This window comes from Thermogemmatispora argillosa, assembly GCF_059696725.1.
This window is the reverse complement of sequence record NZ_AP019377.1, coordinates 2031615-2051118: the sequence shown is the minus strand read 5'-3', so window position 1 is coordinate 2051118 and position 19504 is coordinate 2031615. Positions and strand designations below refer to the sequence as shown.

Genomic DNA, 19504 nt, shown 5'->3' with positions numbered 1-19504 from the left:
CAGGCTAGCTGGCCGCTCCCTTCTGCTGGCGCCGGTGCCGGATTCTCTCTTCTCGCATCGGTATTGCTGGCTGAGTGCTGGAGAACCCGACACCGGCGAGCGGCTCATGGCAGGGCCAGGGAAGGCAGCTGAGGCAGGATGGGCAGGATGGCGGAAAGCAGCAGGGCCACGACGAGCAAAGCGATAAACCAGGCCTCTAGCTTCAGGGTGTCGCGCATGACCAGGTGAAGACCGGAGGCGAGGTCGGTACGTACGATGCCGCTCACCACAACAACCAGGATGGGCAAGGTCCAGAGGGCGATGAGTACCAGATGAGGCGCGTTATGGGGCAGGCCGATAAGCAAGAGGACAAAGTAAGCGCCTCCCAGCAAGAGCAAAAAGAGGGTCCGGTTGAGTCCAAGACCCAGGGTATTGGCCAGCGTACGCTTGCCGGCCTGGGCATCGTCCTCAACGTCGCGCATATCATTGACATGCACAAAGGCGGTAGCCAACAGACCTGGCATCAGGCTGTAGAGGAACGCTTGCCCGTTAAGCTGGGTTCGCTGTAAGTAGTAGGCCCCCAGAGTGATGAGCGGGCCGTAGACGCAGAAGGTGGCCGGTAGGCCAAGCATGAGCGAAGAGAGCGCTCGCCGCGTGGCGCTGTAGAAGTAGGCGACCAGTAGCCCCAACAGGCCGAAGACGAGCAGCGGCCAGCCAGCGGAGAGGGCTAGCAACAGGCCAAGCAGCGAGCCGCCGGCCAGAAGGACCAGGCCGAGAGCCAGCACGCGTGTTGGCTTGATTAGCCCTTGCTGAATGAGCTTGCCCGGCCCCAGCGTGTTGCTGGTGTCGATTCCGCGCAGGTAGTCATAGTAGTCGTTGATGAGGTTAGCCCCGAGCTGTAAGAGCACCACGGCCACCAGCCCCACCAGGAAACGCTGAGGATGCCACTGCCCCAGCCCCGTCGGCCCGTGTAGGCCAAGCGCCTGCGCCAGGGCGAGAGCGCTTCCTAGCAAGAATGGCATGATGCTTAAGACAAGGTAGCGTGGCCGCATGCCTTCCCACCAGATGCGTAACCACTCGCCCAGGCTACGCCGGTACTCCGCCGGCTGCGCTACCAGCGGGGTCGGCGTGCTTACCGCTTCTCCGGCTTCAACCGAATGGACCGAGACCTCGGGCTGCAGAGTGCTAAGGGTCTGCAGTGATCCCAGGGGAATAGTGGGTACCTCTTCTGCCTGGACCGATTCGGCGGTCACGATCTGTGAGCTGGCTTTGATTTCATTCTCTTTTTGTGTTCCTTTCCCATTACCGATATGATCGCTAGGTGCTGTACTCTCTAACTCTTTTGCGGGCTGCTCTTTGTTCGTAAGCTCTTGCTGCGACATATGCCCCCCTTTTGCTGCGCGCTTGCCGCTGGCTCCGGCGGCACGCCATCAGGTCTTTGCCTGATGGCCAGAAGACAGAGAGACGCTGAACAAAAAACAAGGTGATAGAAGAAGATAACTGCTCTGGTTTCGCGGCTCACACCTGCAGGCGATGCAGCGGCCTGCAAGCTGAGCAGGTGACGCCTTCGTCACTGTTAGTATACAACCTGCCGGCCAATCGGCACATCACGAAGGCGCCGCATCCTTCCCGTGAAGCGCGGTTAGCAGCTCGCTGATCTTTTCTTCAAGCTGCGCCTGCCGGACCGCGACGGTGAGGTCGCCGCGCGTCTTCTCTAAGATTGCGCGTGCTGTGTCGGTGGTACGGCGCAGGCCGCCAGTGATGGCGTCGGGGAAGTCGATGGTGATAAGCAGGGCGTAGATATCGTCCATGTGCTGCAGGAGCTGCTCACATTCGGCAAGCCAACCGTGGCGCAGGCGATCGAGGACGTAGCGCCGCAGCTCTCCGACAGCCTCCCCCAGGCCATTCAGGTAGGGCGCCCAGTCAACATTGAGACTCTGCGGGTGAGGTAAGGCTCTCCCCTGAACCAGGGCCAGAAAGGCCGCTGCCTCGGCGTACTCTTTCTGGGCATCCTGAACAAAACCGGCGTAGAAGACATCCGGCTGCTCACGCAGGTCTATCCCGATCTGCGCAAGCAGCTCCCCCGCCCTGGCAAGCAGCTCCTCGGCTGCGGCAAATTCCCGCCGATGGGCCGCACGGATGCTGTTGGCGCAATAGCGGATCAAAGTGCGCGCACGCGGCAGGGCTTGCTCACGTGCGGTGTTCTTCTGGTTAAGGTAGTCGAGCGCTTCTTGACCAAGGCTCTCAAGGTTCTCGATCATGGCGTTTCCCTTTGCAGACCTCTTTCGAATATAGCCAGTGTACCATAGATCAATATGCCTGGCATCGTCTCGGGGGCACAGCCAGCAAAAAATCCCACTCGCCCAGCCTCACTAGCCGGGCGAGTGGGTGCGTTGCGGCTTGATGGAGAGATGAGCTGTGCTCTGTGGAGTTGCTCTGCTTGGGCTGATCTGATCGCTTTTCTGCTTGGCGAGCGCTGCTCTGGCGGCTCTAGACCAGGCGAGTTACCTCAATCTCTGGCGGAAACTGCATCCGATCCAGGTCACCGGCCCAGAAGAGCTGCTTCATAATCTCGGCCACAGCGTAGAGAAGATGCTGCAGGCTGACCTCGCGGCTGCGCTCAAAGGTGGCGCTGCCACGGTAGCTGGCGAGGCTGCGAAACCAGTTGTTGATGCCTGTCCGCTCGCTCAGGCGCACCAGGTATACTTCCATCTTCAAGGCCCCGTATTCGACGGGCACGATAATGCGTAGCTGCGGCTCGTGCTCAATGATGTCGAGGCGGTAGAAAACGCCGTAATGGTCGCGCGATGCCTGAAAGATGGAGACTTCGGGTACCTCGTTCTCAGCCCCTTCGTGCTCCTCATAGGGCTCCGGTTGCTGCTGCTCCATAGTCACTCCTAGGTTGGCCAGCAAACTCTCTAGCTGTTCGTGAATATTCATGGTTGCGCTTCCCCTTCCTGTGTTTGCAGCATACTTGGTCGGCCATGATGCCCTTTAGCATCCCGCTTCTTGGCTTGACTGCAGCGGCTGCCTGACAGCTTGCCGCATGCTCGTCCGTGCCTGGCTGAACTGAAATCGCCTGACCTCGCCTGGACTGGGCGCTCCACTTACTCTCTCTTTCTCTCGGTCTGACTCAGAAGCGGAACTCGCTCAAGTACTCTGCTCTCTGTGCAGGAGAAGCGCTTCTTTTCTCTTGCTGATCTTTATTCCTGATCTTGGGTAGACTCATGTTGGGGCGAGCAAGGGCCGGGGAGACGCGCTGAGAGAGGTTTGCTGACTGCCTTAGCCGCCAGCTCGTTTGACCCGGTAGCCCAATGCTTGCAAATGGTCCAGGATTTTATCGCAGTGGTCGCCCTGAATTTCAATAGTGCCATTTTTAACGGTGCCACCCGCCCCACACAGACGCTTGAGGCTGCGAGCGAGGGCCTCCAGCTCGCTCTGGCTGCCGGACAGGCCGCGAATCACGGTGACCGTTTTGCCACCGCGCTGGGCCCGCTCACGGCTGACGCGTAGACCTCCTCCGCTGGGAAGGCCCGGCGTGGCTGGCTGATCACCACTGTCGCAGCGGCAGTGGCGGTAAGGCTGATGGCAGACGGGGCAATGGGTGACTCGTCCGCTGTCGGTACTGTAGACGAGACGGTCTGGCATGGCGATGCTTTTCTTCCTTTCTTTTGTATGTATTTCTTCCCTTGATTGACTGCTCGCGCCTGGCTCTCCCTCTGCTAAGAGCGCGACCTGACCGCGCTCGCTTCAGGCGGCAGTTCGCCGTCCTTTGCAAGGGTGTGGTGGTTGAGCTGGTTGCTGTGAGGAACGACGGCGGCGCAGGCGGACGCTCAGCGCGGCTCCGGCATAGCAGCCTGTGGCCAGTGTGGCGATGCAGAAGCTGGCTGGCAGGTGCTGCCCCGGCCCGAGGAAAGCGATAAGCAGGCCGCCCCAGGTACTGCCAAGGGCGAAAAGAACGGAGAGCAGGAGGGCGCCCGCCGGCGAGGGGCTAAGGCGCTCAGCGGCGGCGGCGGGCGCCACCAGCAAGGCAAAGACTAGAAGGACACCAATGACAAGCACAGCAATGGCCGTGGCAAGGGCGAGAAGCAGCAAAAAAAGCACGGAAAGCAGGCGCACAGGCACACCTCGCGCTGCGGCAACTTCGGGATCAATGGAGGCAAAAAGAAGCGGGCGATAGAGAATGAGCAAGGCCAGGCCACAGCCGAAGGCGCAGGCAAGGCCCAACCAGACGTCTCCACGGCTGACGCTGAGGATGGAGCCAAAGAGGATGCCAACGCCGGCGCTGGCATGGCTGCCGCTGCTAGTTGCATAGAGGCTGAGAAAGAGAACGCCCAGGCCAAGGGCAAAAGAAAGAACCATACCAATCTCTATGTCGCGCCCGCGCAGGCGCTCGCCGAGCAGGCCGATGGCGAGTGCGGCTAGCAGGCTCAAGACGAGCATCCCGGGCAGGGGACTGAGACCAAGCAGGGCGGCCCCCGTGGCTCCGGTGAAGCCAATGTCGGTCAGGGCCTCACCGGCGAAGGTTTGGGCGCGCAAGACCACAAAATAGCCAATCAGGGCGGCAGCGATAGCGACACAGCCACCGGCCAGGAAAGCATTCCGAATAAACTCGTGCTGCCAGAGTAGACTGATACTCATAGCGCTCCTCTCGTAGACGATCTGACATAACTCTCCCTTCATTTAGCTGGCGCTTAGCGGCTGGGGGGGTCGCTCGCCGGCGCCTGTGGGCGCCCTGGGTGCCGGCGGAAGATCCCAGCTCCAAAACGCACGGGCACATAGACCATGAAAGAGAGGAGAGCGATAAAGAAGCTCACAGGAATAGTCGCGCTGAGCACGGCCAGCAGAATACCGAGCCAGGTGTAAAGCAGTCCCAGAAGGATGGCCAGTAGAATAACTGCCGCTGGACGCAGGGCCAGCCGCCCTGCTGTGGCCGCCGGACCAACGAGCAGCGTGAAGACGAGGAGGGCACCAACGATCTGAACGGCGATGGCGATGGTCAGCGCGACAAGCACCAGGAAAGCGATGGCCAGCAGACGGACAGGCACACCACGGGCCGCAGCGACCTCGGGATCGTAGGAACTAAAGAGCAAGGGGCGGAAAAGTAGTAGGATACTGACAAGAATCAGCAGGCTGACGCAGAAGCTGAGCAAGACGTCGAGGCGGCTGATGCCCAGGATGGTACCGAACAGAATACTGTAGACGCGCTCGGCATAGCCGCTATAGAGCGAGAGGAAGAGCAGGCCCAGAGCCAGGGCGAAGGTCATAGATAGACCAATGGCAAGATCGCGCTCGCGCAGATTACGCCCGAGCAGGCCGATGCCGATGGCGGCTCCGATGGTAAAAGCCAGCAGGCCAAAGAGTGGGTCGAGGCCGAGCAAAACTGCACCGGCGGCCCCTGCAAAGCCGATATTAGGCAGGGCGTGGCCGGCGAAAGTCAGGCCGCGCAACAGCAAGAAATAGCCTGTGACGGCGGCCACGATGGCGATGCAGGTGCCGGCCAGAAAAGCATTCTGAATAAAAGGATAACTCAACAAGCTAATCATAGGGCCTCCCTCGGCTCCTTGCTGTCGTTTCTGGCTGGCCTGATTAGATGTCGACGCCGACGACGAAGAGCCGTCCCAGGGCCTCGACGACCTCGACGGGGGCGCCGTAGAGGGCGCTCAGCGTGGAGCTAGTGATCACCTGCTCCGGTTTGCCGATAGCGGCGTGCCCGCGTGCCAGGTAGAGGACCCGGTCGATGACCGGGAGCAGAGGATTAACATCGTGCGAAACGAGTAGCACGGTCATGCCGCGGGCGCGACAGAGGCGGGCGATGAGAGCAATGATCTCTTGCTCGTGGCTGATGTCCAGGTTAGAGAGCGGTTCGTCGAGCAGGAGCAGGCGCGGCTGACTGAGGAGGGCCTGAGCAATAAGCAAGCGCTGCTGTTCGCCGCCCGAGAGCTGAGCGACAGGCATATCGGCCAGCTCCAGGGCGTCGACCTCGGCCAGAGCTTCCTCAATGATGGCCTGACGTCGCCGACCGCCGGAGATAAACCAGCCCGGACCCCAGCGGTGACCATCGAGGCCAAAGCCGACAAGATCGCGTGCGCGTAGACTGAGGGCGCCCTCCAGCGTGCGGTGTTGGGGGGCATAGCCAATGAGCTGGTTGCCGCGTCGCGGTGGCTGCCCGAAGATACGCACGCGGCCCGCACTGGGCCTGATCAGCCCGAGCAGCACCTTGAGCAGGGTGCTTTTGCCGGCGCCGTTCGGTCCCAGCACCGCGATGAATTCGCCGGGGCTAATACTGAAAGTAACCTCCTGGAATATGGTTTTCCCTCCCAGGCAGACACTGACTCCCTCTAGCTCAATGATCGGAGCAGGCGTCGTCGCTGCCTCCTGGTCCGCTCCCCTGGGGAATGGCATCTGAGATGCCAGATGAAGAGAACCAGGGCGCTGGTTGTGCTGCGTGCTCACTGCATGCGCTCCTTTCCTATCGTGCCATACTTGTCCGCTACTAACTTCCAGGCGCTCACCGCGAGCAAGACGACTGACCGGTCAGATTGATCGCTTGCTCGCTGATTCTCGTCCACATGCTCAGGCCGCCCGCGTGCTCTGCAACGCAGTCTCTAGAGCGTCAAGCTGGGCCAGCATCCAGGTCTGATAGCTTTGGCCCGGCGGCATGGTCTCGCTGACAGGCACCACTGGGATCTGCTGCGCCTGAGCTTCGCTACGCAGTTTGCTCGTGATGGCTGTAGCGGTCTGTTCATTATAAATCAAAACCTTGATGCGGTGTTGCTGGATCTGGTTTTCAACAGTGACCACGCTACTGGCATGGGGATCATTGCCCTCGGCGATGGCCTTCTGAAAGTCGCTGGGGGTCAGGACGTTCAGGCCCATGAGCGTGGTCTGATAGAGGAAAAGCGTTTCGGTCAGCCCTACAGGCGTACCGGCATAACGCGCTTTAATCTCGGCAAGTTTGTTGTTGATCTCTCCGAGCGAGCTGAGGAAGCGCTGCAGGTTCTGACTGTAGCTGTTGGCGTGGAGCGGATCAAGCTTCTGCAGCGCCTGGCTGATGGCGCGCGCTATGACGGCGATGTTGGTGGGGCTGTACCAGACGTGCTCGTTATCCGGGAGCTTGACGGTGGCCAGATCGTAGCCCTTGAGAACGATACGTCCCTCCTGGGGCGCCGCTGCCAGCAGGCGATCGATCCAGCTATCGTAGCCGCCCCCATTGGCGATCACAAGCCTGGCCTGAGCAACGGCGGTGGCGTTCTGAACGTTGCTTTCGTATTCGTGTGGGTCGATGTTAGGATCACTCAGAATGCTAGTAACGGTCACATACTGACCTCCGAGCTGGCGCGCAATGTCACCATAGAAGTTCTCTGCTGCGACGATGGCAACCTTCCCCGTGCTGGCTCCGCCGCCACTGCCGCTGAGGACGCCTGGACTGCAGGCGCTTCCCAGCAGACTGAGCAGCAAGATGCCAACGATGAGCCAGATGCGGGCCGCTCGGCCTTCTCTCAAGCGCATGTTGCTTCTCCTCTCCCAATCACAAGCCCTCTCCGAGCTTGCGGCGTTATTGAGACGCTATCTCTCTTGCTGAGGAGGATACCACACTGGATACAGCGCTGTCAATGAGATAGTGTCTCAACAAGCGAGCGCTGCAGGAAGAGAAGGGAACGCAGAGCGAGAAAACTAGCACGGGCTGAGAGAGGGGGTAGGGGCTGAGGCAGCGGACAGCTTGCGAGCTGCCTGGTATGAGTACTGTTGGCTTTCTCGACAGTGGTGGCGCATGTGACATATCATGGAAATATGGCCGACAGCAGCGTAGCGGAGCGCTGACCACAGTCTAAGGCGATCTGTTCTGCTGGTCCTGCTGAGAGAGCGAGGAGCGGACTGGCTTGACGACTGAAGGTGTGGTAGGGGCGCTGGCGCAGGCTGTTTGAGCAGTTTTTCTGAACTGGAGGAGGAAGCGACAGCCAGAGATGTTCATTGTTGATGCCCATCAGGACATTGCCTACAACGCTTTGGAGTGGGGGCGTGATCTGCGGCGATCGGTAGCAGAGACGCGCGCGCTTGAGGCCCGCGAGCACCCTGATTACTGTCGTGAGGATGCCCAGGGGGGCATCTGTATGGTGGGGCTACCGGAGCTGCGCCGTGGGAATATAGCGCTTGTCTTCGGGACGCTCTTCGCCTATCCCCTGGTCGGCGTAGGTAAAAGGGTGAATTCTCGCTATCGGCTCACCCAGGCCTATCGCGATCCAGACGGGGCCTGGCGCGTAGCGCGGGAGCAGCTTGCCTACTATCAAGAGCTAGCCCGCGAAGCCGGGGTGTGGATGATCCTCACCCAGAACGACCTGGAGCGTTTCATTGGGGCCTGGTCACAGAGCAGTGTAGCTGATCCGCAGCGGCCCTTTGGCATTGTGCCGCTCATGGAGGGAGCTGATCCTGTGCGCAGGCCCGAGGAGGTCGAGGACTGGTTTGCGGCGGGCCTGCGTGTGCTGGGATTAGCCTGGGCGCATGGCTCACGCTACTGTGGTGGAAACGGGCGTCCCGCCCCTCTGACGGCTGAGGGACGCAGCCTGTTGCATCACATGGAGCGTCTTGGCCTGATCCTCGATACCAGTCACATGGCCGAAGAGAGTTTCTGGCAGGCGCTAGAGCACTTTGGCGGTGTGGTGATCGCCAGTCACAGCAACTGTCGAGCGCTGGTCGACAGCCCGCGCCACCTCAGCGATGCCATGATTCGCGCTATTGCCTCCCGTGGAGGAATCATTGGGGTGGCCCCGATCAATCCCTTCCTCTACAGCGACTGGAAGAGAAGTCAGCCATTCCCGGTCTCGTTGCGGCGTGTGGTCGAGCACATTGATCATATCTGTCAGCTCACAGGAAGCGCTAACCATGTGGGGATCGGCAGCGACCTCGATGGCGGTTTCGGACGCGACGAGACCCCGGAGGAGCTGGAAACGGTGGCAGACTTTCCGCGCCTGGCGGAGGCTCTGGCGGCGGCTGGCTATGCTCAGGAGGATATTGTGCGCATCATGGGCGGCAACTGGCTGCGTTTGCTGGAGCGCGCTCTGCCGCGGGACCCTGCTTAACACTGGGCCGTCGACAGTCATGTTATGCAAGATAGAGAGGCATCTGACGAAGGAGCGACTTCAATGGAAGATTCTCTCGCTTTCGAGCGAGAGCGCGTCAAGCGCTTTCAAGAGCGCCGCCTGGTTGACCATTATCATTTGCGGCCTCCCTATCCGCCGGAGACCTTTGACATTCTCAAGGGGTTGATCACAGATGAGCCGCGGGTCGTGCTTGACCTGGGCTGTGGCACTGGCAATATCGCTCGTCCGCTGGCTGCCTTTGTTGAACGCGTAGATGCTGTAGATAGCTCGCTAGCCATGTTGGAGCGGGCCAGGGAGCTGGCTGGTGGCGATGATCCGAGGATTCGCTGGATACATGGACGGGCTGAGGATGTCGCCTTGACGCCTCCCTATGCTCTGGTGACGGCGGGCATGAGCCTCCATTGGATGGATTGGAGACGGCTTTTGCCTCGCCTCGCCCGTATGCTGACGCCGCGGGGCCTGCTGGCCATTCTCAATCTGCAGCAGCAGGCCATGCCCTGGCAGCAAGAGTACCGTCAACTCCGTCGACGTTTCGCCGACGGCCCGCCTGCGCTGCGGCCTAACCTGGTGGCTGAGTTCGAGCAATCCGGGCTGTTTCGCCAGCTTGGTGAGCGTCAGACTGCGCCGCTGCTGATGCAGCAGAGCATCGAGGATTATATTGCTGCTCAGTATGCCTACAGCTCGCTGGCGGGACTGACTGACCGGCAGAGGGCTGGCTTTGAGCGAGAGATGTGGGAGCTGCTAAGGCCCTTTGCGCAGGGTGGGCGGCTCAGCTTCGAGGTAGTAGCAACTATCACCTGGGGCAAACCGTGCTGTCCTGACTGAGAGCTGAGCTGGTCAGGCTTTAACTGATCCTCCCTCTGACGGTGGCCTGCCGGACCGTTGGGAGTGGCGTTTAGGGGAGGGGGGCAGGCCAGGAGTTACAAAAATCTCACAGTCTGGTAGAAAGCGGTGGAGATTTTTGCAAAATTTGCCGCCGCCCTTCCTTCCACGCTATCATATGACATGGCACAGAGGCGGAGATCTGTGGGTAGAGCTGTTGGATCTCCTGGCCTCATCCTCACAACAAGAAAGGACTCCTGCTTTCAGGATAGCGTTCTAGTATGCAGACTGAGCAAGAGCATCAATCGCAAGTGGAAGGCGCGGGGGCGGTGGCCTCGACGGGGCTGGCGCGCTTTCTGGCGGCCTGTCGTAGGCAAGAGCCGGACGCTACGCCGGTCTGGTTTATGCGTCAAGCCGGGCGCTGCCTCGCCGAATACCGCGAACTGCGCAAGCGCTACGATATCCTCACCATGGCCAAGACGCCCGAGCTGTGTGCCCAAGTGACCCTGATGCCGGTCGAACAGCTCGGGGTCGATGCCGCGGTCCTCTATGCCGACATTATGTTACCGATGGAGGGCATGGGGGTCTCGCTGGAGATTCAGCCTGAGATTGGTCCCATCATTCATCATCCGATTCGCACCATGAGCGACGTAGCGGCGCTGCACGTGCGTGAACCAGAGGAGGCTACGCCCTTTGTGCTGGAGGCGGTGCGTCTGGTGCGGCGCGAGCTGGAAGGAAAGAAGGCGATTATCGGCTTCTCGGGAGCGCCGTTTACGCTGGCCTGCTATTTGATCGAGGGGCGTCCGTCGCGCGACTACACCCAGGCGAAGGCGGTGATGTATGGGCAGCCGGCGCTCTGGCATGCCCTGATGGAGAAGCTGACCGAGGTGGTGACGCGCTATCTGCTGGGACAGATCCGCGCTGGCGTGACAGCGGTCCAGCTTTTTGATAGCTGGGTGGGGGCCCTGGGGCCGGCGGCCTATCGGCGCTACGTGCTGCCCTACAGCCAGCGGATCTTTGCGGCGATCAAGCAGACGGGGACGCCGAGTATTCATTTTGGCACGGGCAACGCCGCGCTGTTGGAGCTGCTTGCCGAGGCGGGTGGTGATGTGATTAGCGTGGATTGGCGTGTCGATCTTGATACCGCCTGGGAGCGCATTGGTTACGGGCATGGTATTCAGGGAAACCTTGATCCGGCGCTGCTGCTGGCCCCGTGGGAGATCATCGAAGAGGGGGCGCGTGATGTGCTGCGCCGGGCGGCGGGCCGACCCGGTCATATCTTCAATCTTGGGCATGGGGTACCTGCTGAGGCTGATCCGGCTGTGCTGCGTCGGCTTGTCGAATTTGTGCATGAGGAGACGCGCCGCTCATGAGGCGTTGTCTCGTGATGCGGAGCTGGCTCTCACCGCCTGGTGGGAGCCTACAGGCAGCGATTGAGGGAAACAGCAGCGTCAACAAGACGAGAGAGCTGAATGAATACCTATCTCAAGAGAAGAGAGAGGGATACACTGCGATGGAGAGCGTCAAGCGTGTCGGCGTGGTCTTGATGACCTATGGTTCGCCGGCCACTCTCGATGACGTTGAGACCTATATGACTAATGTGCGTGGGGGGCGCAAGCCTGAGCCTGGGCTGGTAGAGGAGTTCCGTCGCCGTTATGAGCTGATTGGTGGTTCGCCGCTGATTCGCATTACGCAGCAGCAGGCGGCGGCAGTGGAGGAGGAGCTGAATCGGCGCCATCCGGCAGGGCCGCGCTTCCGGGTTGTGGCGGGAATGCGCTTCTCGCCTCCGTTTGTGGCTGATGTAGTCCCCGAGGCGGCGGCAGGTGCTCAGGTTTTGATTGGCGTGATCATGTCACCGCAGTATTCGCCGATCATCATGGGGGGCTATGTGCGGGCGCTCACAGAGGCGGCGGCGCGCCTGGGGCGGACCGATCTACTGGTGAAGGTGGCTGAGGATTGGCATTTGCAGCCTGATTTTATTGAAGCGCTGGCTGGCCGTGTGCGTCAGGCGCTAGATCGTTTCCCGCCGGAGGTGCGTGCGCGGGTGCCGGTGCTGTTTACTGCCCACAGCATGCCAAAGCGTGTGGTAGATGGGGAGCCGGGCTATATTGCGGCTCTGAAGGAGACGGCGGCGGCCATTGCTGAGCGGGTAGGACTGCCGTCTGAGCGTTGGCTCTTCTGTTACCAGAGCGCTGGTCACACGCCGGAGGAGTGGCTGAAGCCGGATTTTGCTGATGTGATGCCGGAGCTGAAGGCGGCGGGCCATACGCATGTGTTGATGGCGCCGGTACAGTTTCTGGCTGATCACCTGGAGATCCTCTATGATATTGATGTGGGGGCGCGGGAGCAAGCGGAGCAGGCCGGCTTGCAGTTTGCACGCATTGAGTCGCTGAATGTGGAGCCACGCTTTATTGCTGCCCTGGCGGCGGTGGTGGAGGAGACGCTGCAAGCGGCGCTCTCTGAGCTGCCGTCAGCGGCTCAGGCTCAGGTGGGTTGAGTGCGCTAGACGGGCTGTGTTGAGTGTGTGGGGGCGCCGGGTCGGTGGGGCACCGGAGGCATCGGAGGCATCGGGGCCAGCAGGGCGGCAGACCCGTGTTGGCCTTGTGCCTCTGCTGGTGCTCTCGCTTGACCCGGCTTTTGCGTTCATTTCTCCCTCTGGAGAAGGGATTTTTATGAGTTTCTCGTTCAAGCCAGGAAAGCAGCTTGCTATGAAAATGGTAAAGAAGAAGAGAGAAAGATGTCAATAGTATGATGAACGATGATGTGGTGTGATGCTTGAGAAAAGATGGAGATGGCGCAGGATGAGTACAGGTGAAAACGGTAAGATAAGCAAGCAAGGAAAATTATGCAAAGGAGTAGGAAGAAGGTTAAAGATGAAAAGCGGGCGTGCTGTCGAAGAAGAGCTGGCTGAGAGGCTGGCTCTGTCGGCGTCAAGGGGTCAAATGTTGCTGGGTCATCCAGGCGGAGACGGGGAACTGATAGAGGGTCCGCGTGCTCACCTGGGTGGCGACGAGCAGGCGACCGTCGGGAGACCAGGCAGGAGCAAAGAGCTGACCTTGCCTGTACGAAGAGGAGAGCTTGTACGATCGGCCTGAGCCGTCGGTAGCTTGCAGGAAGAGGTAATCTTCGCTCTCGTAGGTGCCGTGGCGGCAGACCAGCCAGCGGCCACTGGGCGACCAGGCGACTGGTTCGCTATCGCTGCTGGGGAGAGGGAGACGGCGTAGCCAGCGGAGCGTTGGCAGGCCACTGGCGCGCTGCACAAGCTGGTAGATAGTGATGGTGCCGGCCTGATCGATCACGGCGAGCTGGGTGCCATCCCAGGACCAGCTTGCAGCTGTGGCGTAGATGGGAGCGGGCAGCGGGAGCTGGTGACCTTGCAGGTCGCTTAAAAAAAGTCTCTCTTGATTACGAAAAATGATAAGGGCAATGAGTGGATAGCGCGGGTTGGCATGGAGAAAGAGCGGAATATCGGAGGAGGAGAGAGAGAGACCCAGAGGCGCCTGACTTTGATAGTGCAGGTGACCGGCGCTATCAATGGAGAACCACAGGTAGTGGCTTTCAGCCCGGTCGAGGCAGACCAGACGGTCGCCCGACAACCAACTGAAGGTGGGACCGGGCGGGTCTAGGTCGCAGAAAGCGTCAGCGTTCCATAAGCTGGCAGACTGGCCATCGGGGCGCAGGATTTGCACTTGATGGTTATCTAAAACGGCCAGCCAGTGGCTGCTAGGGGACCAGGCGCTGAAGAGGAAGGAAGAAAAGAGACTGTCGGACCCGAATTGTCGCCACTGTGCCTGAGAAGTATTGCTGCATGATAGTAGTAATAAAGAGAGTAAGATCCCAGATAAATAGTATATGAAGATTTCAAGGGGCAGGAGGGCCGGCCTCTGAAGCCTGACTTCTTGGCCAGCGGCTCGCTCCTCAAGAGCGGGGGGAATGGGCTGCGAGGAGCGGAAACCCTGCCTGCGCTGCAGGGTGGACCTGGAGGGCAGGACTCTGTGATTGTTTCTGATCATGCGTAGCCTCCTTATGCTTAACCTTCGGTGCCCCTGACTCTGATAAGCAGCTCGATCAGTGGAGAAGCTGCCACTGGGTTAGTGATAGCAAGCCCAACAGTCTCTTCTTGCTTGATAAAAGCTTCCGCATCTGAAAAATCATTATAATCACTGGGATAGTAGATTTGAGCGAGCAGGCCGGTAAGCCTGGAGCGAGGGCTGAAGATTGTGGCGCCATCGGGTAGGGTGGGGATAGTGTTGATGACAGTGACAGTTTCTTTGATGAAAAGCTGTTCAAGTATGCTTTCCTGACCAACAAGTCCCTTGTCGCGCGCCTGCTGGTCGCCGTAGTTGATGCTGGCGTTATGGGCTTGCCACCAGGCGGCCTCGTTCTCGGTGCGTTTGCCGTTCTCTTCATTGGCTTTCCAGTGAGTAATAAAGTTCATCCAGTTCTGGACGCGGGCATTCTGGGCCTGCTGGTGGTAAAGGGTGTTGTAGGCGGCAAAAAACTGGTCCTGGATCAGAGCGAAGTCAGTAAAGTCCCAGTAGCCTCCATGTTTGCTTAAGCGGTGGGAGCTATCCAAATACGTCCAAAAGTCTATTTCAGCCTGGCCGTAACCTGGGGCGAAGGTGCTGTAGAAATCCTCCAGAAATTGCTTTCTCAGGCTGGGGTTGGCCCGGAGAGCAGCGAGCGTATAGGTATGGGATTTCTCGCCAGGGCGAGAAGGAGGGAAGGTAAGCGTGCAATCTTGATCGTTGCAGGGGGGGCAGTGCGAGGTAGCTGTCTGGAGGCTCAGGCTGAGCTGGGTCAGGAAGTAGCCAAAGCTGCCCTTGGGATCAAGGGGTGAGGGCGGCAGACTTGGGAGCGGCTCCTGATCAGGTCCATTGCCCATTTGGGCCTGGTAGCTGGCGAGTGCACTGGCTACGATTTGTTGGAGGAGGCTGGTGGTGCGCTGGCTGTCACCCTGGGGATCAGGATTCCCGAGGGGTAAGGGATGCTGTTGCCTGTCCAGCCAGTGCTGGATAGGGGGCTGCAGTTGGGAGTCCAGGTCGTCAGCGGTGCGTTCGCTGATCTGGGAGGCGAGCAGTAGACGTCCGAGGAGCATGTTGGGGTCACTGCCGGCGAGCTGCTGGGCGGCATCGATGAATTGGCCGAAGGTTGTGGCTAGGGCCTCGGCGGCTGCCCCCTTCATGAAGGGACGTCCTAGGGGATCGGAGCCCGAAAAGAGAGTGGCCAGAGCGGAGGCGCAGTTCTGGGCGCAGGTGATATGAGCGTGGTTGAGGGGGCTCACCTGCTGGCGTAGGGAGCGCAAAGGGGTAAGGATCTTGAGTTGGACATGGGCCTGTAGTTGGATAGGGTCGTGACTGACGCTAGTATCCAAAGAAGTGTTGGGAGCGAACATGGACGACCTCCTAGGGAAAAGTAAACGAGCCAGATCCGGCGAGAGCGCTGGGTGGAAAGGGGGTAGTGGAGTCTAGGGGGCAAAGCCGCGGGAGGGGCTGGAAGGCGTTGGTCAGGTTCTCGTCGGTGGCGTTCAGAAAGTCGGCGGCGGCAAAGAGGGCTTGGGCCAAATCGGTCAGCCAGGCGTAGGAGGCGTGCAGGCGCTGGGCATAAGGGGCGAGGCAAGCGCGCATGACATCAGCCCATTCAGGATCAACTTCGGTGTTGAGCCAGTTCTGTACCTGTTGCCAGGTGGTGGTGTGCTGCTGGGAGGCGTTATGGACTTCGGCCAGAATGCGGGCCGCCGTTTGACGCATGTGCTCGGGAGAATATGAAACAACGTTAGCGCTGGAGGAGCTATCGGTTGGTCCTACAGGTCGAATGAAGCCCATACGTGCTTCTCCTGTACTAGGCTTGATCAGCAGTGACATTGCTGAGCTAGGGTAAGCCGTTTGCCTGGGTTGCCGCCGTCTTCAGGTCGGTGAAGCGGCTCGCTCTCTACAATGATAAAAGGGTGAATAGAGAAAAGTCAACGTCTCGATGAAGTAGCAGGTAGGCTTGATGTTGAAGATGATGTCAGGTGAGGAGGTAGAAGTGACTAGTTGAATAGTTCGGCAGATCCGAGGTGATCGTCGGTGATAGGCGAGCGAGAGGAGGGAGGAGGGAAGAAGGGGCGAGAGGACGGCGAGTGTAGGCCATGTCCCTCGCCCCCAGCGAGACGTGGAGGGGAGGCACGGGAAGGGATCACGCCCTGAGTCGCAGAGCGGTTGGCTGGTAGTGGGATTAGCCCGTGCGCTGCGGCTGGCTCTGCGGGGGCCGCTCGCTCTCCCTCACTGGCGGGTCAGCTCTCGCTCCTGCTGGTGCTGGGAGAGGAAGGAGTCAGGGTCGAGGCCGGGGGCGAAGCGGGAGCGCAGGAGGAGCAGGCTGCTGCCGAGGACGGGGGCCGAGGGGGCAGCGGCTGGGTCGGAGAGGGCCAAGGGAGGCTGCTGAGGGAGCAGGAGGAAGAGGCGGGCGTCCTGCTGGCAGAGGCGCAGGAGGAGGGCCTGCCACTGAGGGGGGTCAAGGGCCAGGAGCAGGTGGGAGCCGAGGAAGGTGAGCCAGTAGAAGCGCGAACTCTCTTGCAGGAGGGGGTCGAAGGAGGCCGGAGAGGGCCGGCGCAGGAGGGGCAGAAGGCGGAAGGCGAAGCGGACCCAGGAGCAGGCTTCGTCGTGGAAGCCGAGGCGGACGAGGAAGGCGTAGGGGGCCTGGTGCTGGTGCCAGAGGGAGGCCCAGGCCAGGGCGAAGGAGGTTTCCTGCTCAGGGGAGAGGCGGGCGAGGGCCTGGGGGTCCCACTGCAGGTCGAGGGTGACGTCGCCGAAGGAAGTGAGGAGAGGATGGAGCAGGCCGGGGACGTCGGCGAACTGGAGCTGCCAGGAGACTGGGTGGGGACCAGGGGAGTCGAGGAGCTGGAGGACAGCTTCCCAGGGGAGGGAGTGAACGGGGGTATAGTGGAAGGATTTGTCCAGTGGGCTGGTCTGGCCCAGGCGTTCAAAGTGGCTGTCAGTGAGAACACAGTGAGCGAGGAGGGAGTGGTGCTCGTGCAGGGAGAGGAGAAGGGAGCGCAGGAGGGAGCGGGCGCGTTGGGGCCAGTGCTGGTCGGGAGAGGAGTCAGTGGGGGCCAGGAGAGCAAAGCCTCTGCCGCCCTGGGGCATAGGTGTGGGGGCTTCTGCAAAAGAACCCCAGAAGTTGAAACCGGAGCGAGCGAACCAGCCGCCGGCAGAGGTACGGCCAAAGGCGATGAACTCGGAGGAAGTGGGGTACCATTGCTGCTTGGTAGCGAGGGAGGCTTCGCAGGAGGCGAGGGCCTGGCGGGTGGCGGGCTGCTGGAGCAGGTCGGGGCCAAGGTAGAGCAGCCAACACTCGACCCCGGCCTCTTTGAGGAGAAGATGACCCTGGCGTCGGAAAGCCGCAGAGCGCCACAGGGTGAGTGTCCGCTGGGCTGTGCCATCCAGACAGTCCTCTGAGAAGCCAGCGAGCCAGGCGGCGCGGGCTTGCAGGGACTCGCAGAGCAGCAGCCAGGAGTCGATGAACCACTGGACATGCTCAGGGGGAAGCAGATTGTAGAAGGAGTAAGAATCGAAGTAGTAGCCATCGATCTTGAGGATGACCTCGGAGCAGGTAGGAGAAGGTTCGCCGATCTGGAGAGTGATGGGGATATCGAGCAGCTTAATTTCGAGCTCTCCCTCTTCGAGGTTGGGAATCTGCTCCCAGACGATGAGTGGGTCGGCGTGACCAAGGTTGTGGCCCGAGGAGTGGGTATGACGCTCAGAGTGAGCGGGTTCACGGAACCTGAGAGCGACGCAGTAAGGGTGCCAGAGGCGCAAGAGGTTGTGCAGAAGCTGGCGGCGACTGCGCCCCTGGTGGGGAATGATCACATGGCCGATGCAATAATACCTTGCCATCTCAAGAGCCTCCTGCTGAAATGAAGCTTCAAGCCTGATCTTCTTAACAACGCGGACGGTAGTGAATATTGACGGAGGGCCTCGCTTATCCCGTCAAGCGCCTCCTGTTCTACCCTACCCAAGACGTGCCACGGTGTAGCGTAGGCGGAGCGGCCTGTGCTGGTCTGTGCCGGTGCTGAGAGAGAGGGAACGGGTGGCCTGGCTGGGCAAAGTCCTGGGGAGGAAACACCCTTGTTCGCCCTGGCCGTCTGCGCGGGTTGAGCAGCGGGGCAGCACCGCTAGTGTGGCCCGAAGCCTGACGCTGCCTGGTTCAGTGCGAGCCGGGCGGGCTGGCGTCGCCAGGCCCCTTGTCTGCCTCCGTCGCTTCATCCCGCCTGACCAGATGGACATCCTGGTAGCCGGCGGCGAGCAGCCGCTGCTGGTAGCGTTCCAGGAGCCGTTCGCGAACAGCCAGGCAGCGCTCCACGTCCTGGTAGGTGTGCAGGTCCTCGGTAAAGGGCAGCAGCTCCAGGCACACGCCTTCCCTGTCGCCCGCTCTCAGGTTGGAGAGACGGGAGGCGAAGGAGTAGCCGTCCTCTTCTTCCTCACTTTCATTCGACAGGCCCAGGGACTTGGTAACCCTATCTGCAGCTGCGCCTTCAATGATAAGCTTCAGGTCACAGGGCTGGCCGAAGCTTACTAGATCCTCTCGCTCCTCCCTCATCTTCTGAAAGTGGCGCAGGTTGCTCTGCTCGCCAAACTGCTCGGCTCGCCGATACCAGGGGAAGAGTTGTAGATACTTTCGCTCATGCAGCTCGTTCCAGTGGAAGGCTCGGGAGAGGAGGACGCTGGCAATGGCGGCGTTGAAACTATAGTCTGGGGGCCAGGCCAGGGTTAGCAAGGCGCCCGAGGGGAGGCGCTGGAGCCAGCGTCCCTGCTGCAGCAGCTCGGGGAGGAGGGCGCGCTCGCTAGCCGCCCGTGCGAAATCGGGGCCCAGGAGGACCAGCCAGGGCCAGTCTGGCAAGGGGGGGAGCTGACCCGCGGCAAGCTGCTGCTCCAGGCGCACGTAGTAGATGGGGTCAGGGTAGAAGTCGTCCCAGGGGGCGTCGGCTTGCAGCCAGAGGGCGCCGGTCTCCTCCGCGAGCCGCCTGCTCAGATGAACGAAGGCCAGGAGGGCTTGCTGGGCGGCTGGGAGCAGACGGCTGGCGGGACTGAGGCCTGGCTGGCTCTCATACAGATAGGGGTCGAGGTAGGACGAGCCGAGGCGGAGCTCCAGGCGAGCGAGCAGGCGCTCCTGAGTGGGGCGGGGCTGCTCTTCATAGCCGTAGAGGCCGCTTTCATCGATGGTGAGGAGGAAAGGCAAAGAGGACTGGGGGTGTGGGGAGAGGGTGAAGAGGGAGAGGCGCAGGCGAGGGTAGTCGGCCAGGTGAGAGAGGAGCTGAGCGAGAGGGAGGGTCTGCAGCTGCTCTTCGGCGTCCTGGTCGAGGAGGATGGTAACAGGCTGGTGTTGCTCATCCTCCCAGGAGGGGGAGCCGGTGGAGGAGAGGGAGAAGCCGGCCAGCCAGAGGCGATGCAGGAGCCAGCTGCGCCACTGAGGATCGGGAGCCGAGCCGCGGCGCGGCAGGTAGAGGAAGGCGGTGAGGTCGAAAGGGAAAGAGAGCATCTGAGAGCCTCCTTTGGTTGGTGTAGATAATAGACAGAACGGGCAGGCAGGCTGGGACGGAGGTGATGAAGCACTCCAGTGCCGGA

At 60.8% G+C, this 19504-nt stretch carries 17 protein-coding genes; 4 read left to right on the top strand and 13 right to left on the bottom strand.

Going from position 1 to position 19504, the window contains the following annotated elements; all coding sequences use genetic code 11:
- Positions 1 to 104 precede the first annotated feature (104 nt).
- The 8 genes from menA to AC6H1L_RS07940 form a co-directional block, all read right to left on the bottom strand.
- Positions 105 to 1361 (bottom strand): 1,4-dihydroxy-2-naphthoate octaprenyltransferase, encoded by a 1257-nt coding sequence (gene menA, locus AC6H1L_RS07975; protein WP_497600993.1) that lies wholly within the window; start codon positions 1359 to 1361, stop codon positions 105 to 107.
- A 225-nt stretch (positions 1362 to 1586) separates the two neighbouring features.
- Entirely contained in the window at positions 1587 to 2240 is a 654-nt protein-coding gene (locus AC6H1L_RS07970; protein WP_497600992.1) for a haloacid dehalogenase, read from the bottom strand.
- A 229-nt stretch (positions 2241 to 2469) separates the two neighbouring features.
- Positions 2470 to 2919, bottom strand: coding sequence for a hypothetical protein (locus tag AC6H1L_RS07965; RefSeq protein WP_497600991.1), 450 nt, complete (start codon positions 2917 to 2919; stop codon positions 2470 to 2472).
- 342 nt (positions 2920 to 3261) lie between these two features.
- Entirely contained in the window at positions 3262 to 3627 is a 366-nt protein-coding gene (locus AC6H1L_RS07960) for a translation initiation factor (RefSeq protein ID WP_497600990.1), read from the bottom strand.
- Between the two features lie 102 nt (positions 3628 to 3729).
- Positions 3730 to 4620 carry a metal ABC transporter permease gene (locus AC6H1L_RS07955; protein ID WP_497600989.1) on the bottom strand — a complete coding sequence of 297 codons (891 nt, stop codon included), beginning with the start codon at positions 4618 to 4620 and terminating at the stop codon, positions 3730 to 3732.
- Positions 4621 to 4673: 53 nt separating this feature from the next.
- The gene (locus AC6H1L_RS07950) at positions 4674 to 5525 is read right to left on the bottom strand and encodes a metal ABC transporter permease (protein ID WP_497600988.1); all 852 of its coding nucleotides are present in this window, start codon (positions 5523 to 5525) and stop codon (positions 4674 to 4676) included.
- A 43-nt stretch (positions 5526 to 5568) separates the two neighbouring features.
- The gene (locus AC6H1L_RS07945) at positions 5569 to 6435 is read right to left on the bottom strand and encodes a metal ABC transporter ATP-binding protein (protein ID WP_497600987.1); all 867 of its coding nucleotides are present in this window, start codon (positions 6433 to 6435) and stop codon (positions 5569 to 5571) included.
- A 120-nt stretch (positions 6436 to 6555) separates the two neighbouring features.
- Complete coding sequence (locus AC6H1L_RS07940) at positions 6556 to 7491, bottom strand: metal ABC transporter solute-binding protein, Zn/Mn family (protein WP_497600986.1); 936 nt, start codon at positions 7489 to 7491, stop codon at positions 6556 to 6558.
- A gap of 455 nt (positions 7492 to 7946) precedes the next feature.
- Here AC6H1L_RS07940 and AC6H1L_RS07935 point away from each other — a divergent pair, with 455 nt between their 5' ends.
- The 4 genes from AC6H1L_RS07935 (at position 7947) to hemH (ending at position 12399) form a co-directional block, all read left to right on the top strand.
- Entirely contained in the window at positions 7947 to 9059 is a 1113-nt protein-coding gene (locus tag AC6H1L_RS07935) for a dipeptidase (RefSeq protein WP_497600985.1), read from the top strand.
- Between the two features lie 63 nt (positions 9060 to 9122).
- Positions 9123 to 9905: a class I SAM-dependent methyltransferase gene (locus tag AC6H1L_RS07930; RefSeq protein WP_497600984.1), complete on the top strand. Its 783-nt coding sequence runs from the start codon at positions 9123 to 9125 to the stop codon at positions 9903 to 9905.
- Between the two features lie 278 nt (positions 9906 to 10183).
- Positions 10184 to 11275: a uroporphyrinogen decarboxylase gene (gene hemE, locus AC6H1L_RS07925; protein ID WP_497600983.1), complete on the top strand. Its 1092-nt coding sequence runs from the start codon at positions 10184 to 10186 to the stop codon at positions 11273 to 11275.
- A 140-nt stretch (positions 11276 to 11415) separates the two neighbouring features.
- Positions 11416 to 12399, top strand: coding sequence for a ferrochelatase (hemH, locus tag AC6H1L_RS07920; protein WP_497600982.1), 984 nt, complete (start codon positions 11416 to 11418; stop codon positions 12397 to 12399).
- A gap of 433 nt (positions 12400 to 12832) precedes the next feature.
- On the opposite strand, the gene AC6H1L_RS07915 is transcribed toward hemH, so the two are convergent.
- From AC6H1L_RS07915 to AC6H1L_RS07895, 5 genes are all read right to left on the bottom strand, one after another.
- Positions 12833 to 13591 carry a TolB family protein gene (locus tag AC6H1L_RS07915; protein WP_497600981.1) on the bottom strand — a complete coding sequence of 253 codons (759 nt, stop codon included), beginning with the start codon at positions 13589 to 13591 and terminating at the stop codon, positions 12833 to 12835.
- 341 nt (positions 13592 to 13932) lie between these two features.
- Positions 13933 to 15297, bottom strand: coding sequence for a hypothetical protein (locus tag AC6H1L_RS07910; protein WP_497600980.1), 1365 nt, complete (start codon positions 15295 to 15297; stop codon positions 13933 to 13935).
- Between the two features lie 10 nt (positions 15298 to 15307).
- A complete protein-coding gene (locus AC6H1L_RS07905; protein ID WP_497600979.1) occupies positions 15308 to 15727 on the bottom strand; it encodes a hypothetical protein in 420 nt (139 codons plus the stop codon).
- A 438-nt stretch (positions 15728 to 16165) separates the two neighbouring features.
- Complete coding sequence (locus tag AC6H1L_RS07900; protein ID WP_497600978.1) at positions 16166 to 17776, bottom strand: hypothetical protein; 1611 nt, start codon at positions 17774 to 17776, stop codon at positions 16166 to 16168.
- Positions 17777 to 18086: 310 nt separating this feature from the next.
- A complete protein-coding gene (locus AC6H1L_RS07895) occupies positions 18087 to 19418 on the bottom strand; it encodes a hypothetical protein (RefSeq protein ID WP_497600977.1) in 1332 nt (443 codons plus the stop codon).
- Positions 19419 to 19504: the final 86 nt, after the last annotated feature.

Bases quoted from the DNA above. Each gene is read 5' to 3' on its own strand.
- menA (WP_497600993.1), bottom strand. From the start codon at position 1,361: ATGTCGCAGCAAGAGCTTACGAACAAAGAGCAGCCCGCAAAAGAGTTA.
- AC6H1L_RS07970 (WP_497600992.1), bottom strand. From the start codon at position 2,240: ATGATCGAGAACCTTGAGAGCCTTGGTCAAGAAGCGCTCGACTACCTT.
- AC6H1L_RS07965 (WP_497600991.1), bottom strand. From the start codon at position 2,919: ATGAATATTCACGAACAGCTAGAGAGTTTGCTGGCCAACCTAGGAGTG.
- AC6H1L_RS07960 (WP_497600990.1), bottom strand. From the start codon at position 3,627: ATGCCAGACCGTCTCGTCTACAGTACCGACAGCGGACGAGTCACCCAT.
- AC6H1L_RS07955 (WP_497600989.1), bottom strand. From the start codon at position 4,620: ATGAGTATCAGTCTACTCTGGCAGCACGAGTTTATTCGGAATGCTTTC.
- AC6H1L_RS07950 (WP_497600988.1), bottom strand. From the start codon at position 5,525: ATGATTAGCTTGTTGAGTTATCCTTTTATTCAGAATGCTTTTCTGGCC.
- AC6H1L_RS07940 (WP_497600986.1), bottom strand. From the start codon at position 7,491: ATGCGCTTGAGAGAAGGCCGAGCGGCCCGCATCTGGCTCATCGTTGGC.
- AC6H1L_RS07935 (WP_497600985.1), top strand. From the start codon at position 7,947: ATGTTCATTGTTGATGCCCATCAGGACATTGCCTACAACGCTTTGGAG.
- AC6H1L_RS07930 (WP_497600984.1), top strand. From the start codon at position 9,123: ATGGAAGATTCTCTCGCTTTCGAGCGAGAGCGCGTCAAGCGCTTTCAA.
- hemE (WP_497600983.1), top strand. From the start codon at position 10,184: ATGCAGACTGAGCAAGAGCATCAATCGCAAGTGGAAGGCGCGGGGGCG.
- hemH (WP_497600982.1), top strand. From the start codon at position 11,416: ATGGAGAGCGTCAAGCGTGTCGGCGTGGTCTTGATGACCTATGGTTCG.
- AC6H1L_RS07910 (WP_497600980.1), bottom strand. From the start codon at position 15,297: ATGTTCGCTCCCAACACTTCTTTGGATACTAGCGTCAGTCACGACCCT.
- AC6H1L_RS07905 (WP_497600979.1), bottom strand. From the start codon at position 15,727: ATGGGCTTCATTCGACCTGTAGGACCAACCGATAGCTCCTCCAGCGCT.
- AC6H1L_RS07900 (WP_497600978.1), bottom strand. From the start codon at position 17,776: ATGGCAAGGTATTATTGCATCGGCCATGTGATCATTCCCCACCAGGGG.
- AC6H1L_RS07895 (WP_497600977.1), bottom strand. From the start codon at position 19,418: ATGCTCTCTTTCCCTTTCGACCTCACCGCCTTCCTCTACCTGCCGCGC.